The 4,897-nt window shown below is 37.9% G+C and carries 1 protein-coding gene and 2 pseudogenes; 2 read left to right on the top strand and 1 reads right to left on the bottom strand.

The genetic code is table 11. From position 1 onward, the window contains the following. On the top strand, positions 1-699 hold a 699-nt coding region (locus tag CLV95_RS18330), incomplete at its 5' end, for a DUF1561 family protein (RefSeq protein ID WP_243406626.1). A gap of 300 nt (positions 700-999) precedes the next feature. After that, positions 1,000-2,048, top strand: a pseudogene (locus tag CLV95_RS18325) (transposase); the annotation flags it as partial. Between the two features lie 209 nt (positions 2,049-2,257). On the opposite strand, the pseudogene CLV95_RS18320 reads toward CLV95_RS18325, so the two are convergent. After that, positions 2,258-3,366, bottom strand: a pseudogene (locus CLV95_RS18320) (IS110 family RNA-guided transposase). Between the last annotated feature and the right edge of the window lie 1,531 nt (positions 3,367-4,897).

Raw genomic sequence — 4,897 nt, 5'->3', positions numbered from 1 at the left:
AGCTTCCAGATGTTAGCAGAGCTGCAGGAGTATCATTCTCAAGGGCCTCTTCAGAGTGGAGGTTATTTTTTCGATACAGCTCGTGATAGGGATCCTTTTATTTCGTTTAGACAACGTTATTCGTACTTGGACATGTTACTGGCAGATATACCTTGTGTGTATGCTTCTGCCGGTGATACAAACAGACAGATGGTATTAGCAACCGCTAGGACTATGTTGCCTCAGTACAACTGGATTGTCTCTGATGAATTCGCCAGTAGGTCTGATATAATGTCCCACATTAATTCACTCATCCATTCTCCTCCCGGAAGTATTTGGTTGGGGATATTGGGTCGTCGTCATCTGGATAGAACTTTTAGTTGGCATGCTGTTCCAATTCTTAGGACTTCTCGGGGGTTAGTGGTAATTCGAACGAGAGTGCCTTCGGCGTCGCTTGACCTTTACAGGCGAGTTTTAACGCCAACCACGGATCCGCTTCAGGTAATTAATAATCTGGAAACACCACCAGATAGGATTTTGGCAAGACTTATAACGATACAGTTAGGGGTTGTTTACCGCAATACATTTGACTTTGCAATTTCTAACAGGAATTGCACTGGAGAAGGAAACGACAGAAGAGGTACAGGAGAATATCCAACCAGTACATCAGTGAATCAGTGTCCGAGGAGGGAGGGCGACGGTAGGTGCACACTGCTGTAACTCTTATTACTTATTTTGTGATAGCATGAATTTTTATTTCGCAATTTTCTAATATATGGATTCGTTTTGATAAATTGTAAACTAATAAAATAAACCTAAAGAGTTTGAAAGATTTTTCAAGAGCGGGTTATTGTGACCAGAGGGATCTGAAACTTTTCAGAGTAACCTTTGAATCTTAACTAGTCGTCCCAGAAAAAGAGTTATAAAAGCGAATAACGCAAATAAAATGCTATCCAAGGAGAAAAACTTAGAAACAAAATCCCAATAAAACATCCAGAAAGCACGTAAAAGCCGGTGAAAATAAAATCAGAAGAAAACTCCAAACACAAGAACCAAGGAGAACTATTTCGAAATAGATTGGACCAGATCTTGGATCCTAGACACCCGTTGTATCAAATCTCGAAGAAGATAGATTGGGAAAAGTTTGAGAAAGAATTCGGAAAATACTACACAGAGAAACCCGGTCGGCCCCGGATTGCGAATTCGTTTGTTAGTGGGACTTCATTACTTGAAACACGCGTATAACGTATCAGATGAAAAGGTAGTAGAATGCTATTTGGAAAATCCGTATTGGCAATATATATGTGGAAATGAATATTTCGAACATAATTTTCCTTGTGATCCAACGAGTTTAGTAAAGTGGCGGAAACGGATTGGTTCCGATGGAGTAGAGAAATTTTTAGAAGAGACGATCTTCTTAGGCCAACGGAAAGGTCAGATCAAAGATTCAGAATTTAGAAGAGTGAATGTTGATACAACGGTTCAGGAGAAAGCGATCACTTTTCCAACGGATGCAAAGCTGTATCATAAGAACCTGCCCTCACCAGTTTTCGGTAAGAAAACCGGGAGGGCAGAACCTTGCAGCTTGATCTTTTTGTAAAGTAAGATTAAGTTTTGAGATATGCTGTAAGCGCAAGAGTAAATTAGCATTCATTAAACAAGGACGTTACTTTCATGCAAAACAAAGTAAACGTGCGAATAAAGAAACAAAACGATTAAAAACGTATTTGGGCAGTGTAAAACGGGATATAGAGAGAAAAGTAGAAAATCCTAATAGGCGACTTAAATCCCTCTTAGAAATCTCTGAACGAATCTTAACACAAAGTAAAAATAGCAAAAATAAAATCTATAGTATTCATGCTCCGGAAGTGGAATGTATTTCTAAAGGTAAATCTCATAAGAGATATGAGTTTGGTTGTAAAGTGAGTTTAGTTACCACGAGTAAATCTAATTGGATTGTTGGAGTTCAAGCCTTGCATGACAACCCGTATGATGGTCATACTTTGAAGGACGCCATCAATCAGATGGAAAAGATTGTTGGTCTTCGTCCTAAGGAGGTTTATGTAGACGTCTCAAAATTTCGAAGACTCGGTTTGAATTTAAGTAAGGGTTCCCATAAAAATGTCCTTTTTTAACAGATCTAAATGTTTTTCGAAGGATCTTTACGAGCTCAACCATTCTTGAAACTAAAGCGTCTCGCTTCTATTGGCGCTCAAAGTAACTCAAGCCGTCTTACTCTCTCCTATGTTTCTTGTGTCCAAGTCCCCTCCGCAATTTTTTACATAAGACCGTAATAAATCAACTTTCGATTTAAAACATCATCCGTCATAGGGTTGAATATTTCGCCTGTCCGAATCATAGCATATAAAACCTCGATCATTTTACGAGATGCAGCGATGATTGATTTCTTAGCCCCTTTCTTTAGATAGAGCCTTTGATAGAATTCTTTGATTTTACCACCATGTTTGGAGCGAACAAGAGTCCAAGCCGCTTGAACAATTAACCTTCTAATAGAATGACAACCTCGAGGGACAATTCTGCCGTAATAAACGGAGTCACCGGAAATATCAACCCTTGGAACCAAACCTACATAATAGGTAGCTTGTTTGGCGGAAGAGAATCTTTTGCAGTCACCCATGTAGCTCATAATCGCCAAAGAAGTAATCATACCGATCCCAGGCATGGAGGATATATTCCTTGTTCTTATTGAGAGCTTTTTTAGTTTCTTCTTCTATTAGTTTTAGACTTTGTTCCGTTGAATCTAAATTTTTCGACATTCTTTCTGCTTCTTTTTTGTATCGTTCAGGAAGCAAGTTTATGTAGAATTCTCTTGAGACTTTTGTTCGTAAATGTTTCTTTGTAATTTGAGTTAAACCGGCTTGAGTGAATAAACTGTGAAGTCGATTCTTGCCTTGTGTTAACTGTTTTGTCCAATACTCCTGCTCGGTGCATAGCCTTCTATTATCCTCTTCTTCATCGGGAAGAACTCAACACAACACTTCCTAAGGGCGCGTTGTGGAAATTGGAACGGTAGGCAATTCTTGTATTGGATACCGTTGTATTAATCTCGCAATCTTGAGCGAATCTTCTTTATCCGTCTTCTTTAAGGATTGGTAGATTGTAGCAAGGTCTCCCGGATTCAGTACGATTACTTGAACTTCTTTATGAGCCTTCAAAATCGTTTTTGCGATTCTGAAGGATTGGGATCCGGCTTCTAAACCGATTACATCGTTCGGGTTGAGCCAGTTTACCAATCGAAAAATTCCGCTTTCTGTTGTTAAAAACTGCTTTCTTTCGTGCGGAACGAACGTTGTCTCCGATCCGGATGACTTCTAAAGTTTTCTTTCCACAGTCGATTCCTATATAACTGCTTTCTTGGCTTTTCATTTCTTTTCTCCTAAACTATACTGAAGGAGCGGAAGGTCTTAACAAGCTCGGGTTGTGATACGCCCGCCACACTCCTATCGAGCGATTCATAAAGAGCGAAGATGCTGAGTTTCCTTAGCGATCGACTTTGTTGATTCGTCACACATGGGTTTGCGGTGGCCGATTTAGATTCATCTATGGATCGAGGTCTAAGCCCTGCAGAGCGACCCATAGGAAACGATGCATTGAGTTCTTCAGAGCGATCAATCTGCCACCGGCCTTCTTACTCCGTCGAGTCAAGAATATCACTTTTCGAACTGTCTTACATCTAAGAATCATACTAATCTATGGAGCGTTCTGTTGAGTTGTTACTTGTTCTTGATTATCTTTTGTGCTGTTGTCATCTTTTTCTCCTTTTTTATTTCAAGGAGTGTAAGATCAACTCATAACTATTACATTTCATGTTTATAGAACGTTTTCAATCAATTTAGCTTAATTGTATCTAAGATAGATAGATACTACGCTTTCGAGTGGTTTGAGTGTGGTTTCGCGAAAATCAAAATGGCAAAAATAATGTTGTGCTGTTGTGTAGTCCGTTAGTGTGGCTTGAACAGAACGTTATATGAAGTCGTCTTGAATTTTTATAAAACAAAGAAGGTTTCTACAAATTGGCTTTCGAATAGACTTTGTAGTTGTTACACTTTCGTTGGAGTTCCTATATTCTGAAGTTTTGGGGCGGATCCTTATTCTAAGGATAACCTTACCCATTAAAAAACAAAGCAGAGCCTATTTCAACTATGGATCTAACGCATAAGGATATCCGAATTTACATCTAAGGTACTAAAAAGTTATCATTATTCGTATAATATTATAAAATAAAATAGTATTTTTATCAAAATTTTTATTTTCAATTTGTAAGCCATATGAAAATATATTTTTCTCCAACTATTCTTAACGGAGTTTATTTTTAAACTCTGTTTCATCTCCTGTATCTCCATTCAGGGTTTCCGGGTTTCTATATCCGGGAACCTAATTTTTTAATATTTTAAATTAGGTTCCTTTAAACATTAAGTATATATAATTTTACTGCGAAGTCTTTAGACGAGTTCTAGATTACCAGATCGTTCGGTTTTGCGCTCTAAAAGGCGTAATAATTTCTATCTTAAGTGGTGGTAACCTCTTTTTTTAAAGATATTCCCAGGGTCTGATTTTGAGCTTTATCTAATGGTTTATTGCACTTTTCATTTAAGAGCCGGTCTCAAAACCTGAAGAAAAATATCTCTAGACGATCCGGCAAGTTTTTAAAAAACGTGAGAGTTTCCACAGAAACCGTCGCATTGGCGGTTTTCTCTCGTCGTTTAAAATTGTAATAGCTCCTACATTCCTAAGGTTTTGAGACCGACTCTAAGTATCCTATTTCATTCAGTCCCAAATATTAGCACTATGCTTTTTGAACCCCGAATACAATGCATATATATGTTTAAAATAAACGGATTATCATTTATTACTATTAGAATGTTTGAAACTATGAAAAACCATTTTCGTTGAAAAA

This window comes from Leptospira borgpetersenii serovar Javanica, from assembly GCF_003046425.1.
Taxonomy (GTDB): Bacteria; Spirochaetota; Leptospiria; order Leptospirales; family Leptospiraceae; genus Leptospira; species Leptospira borgpetersenii.
This window is presented reverse-complemented; position numbering and strand designations above follow the sequence as displayed.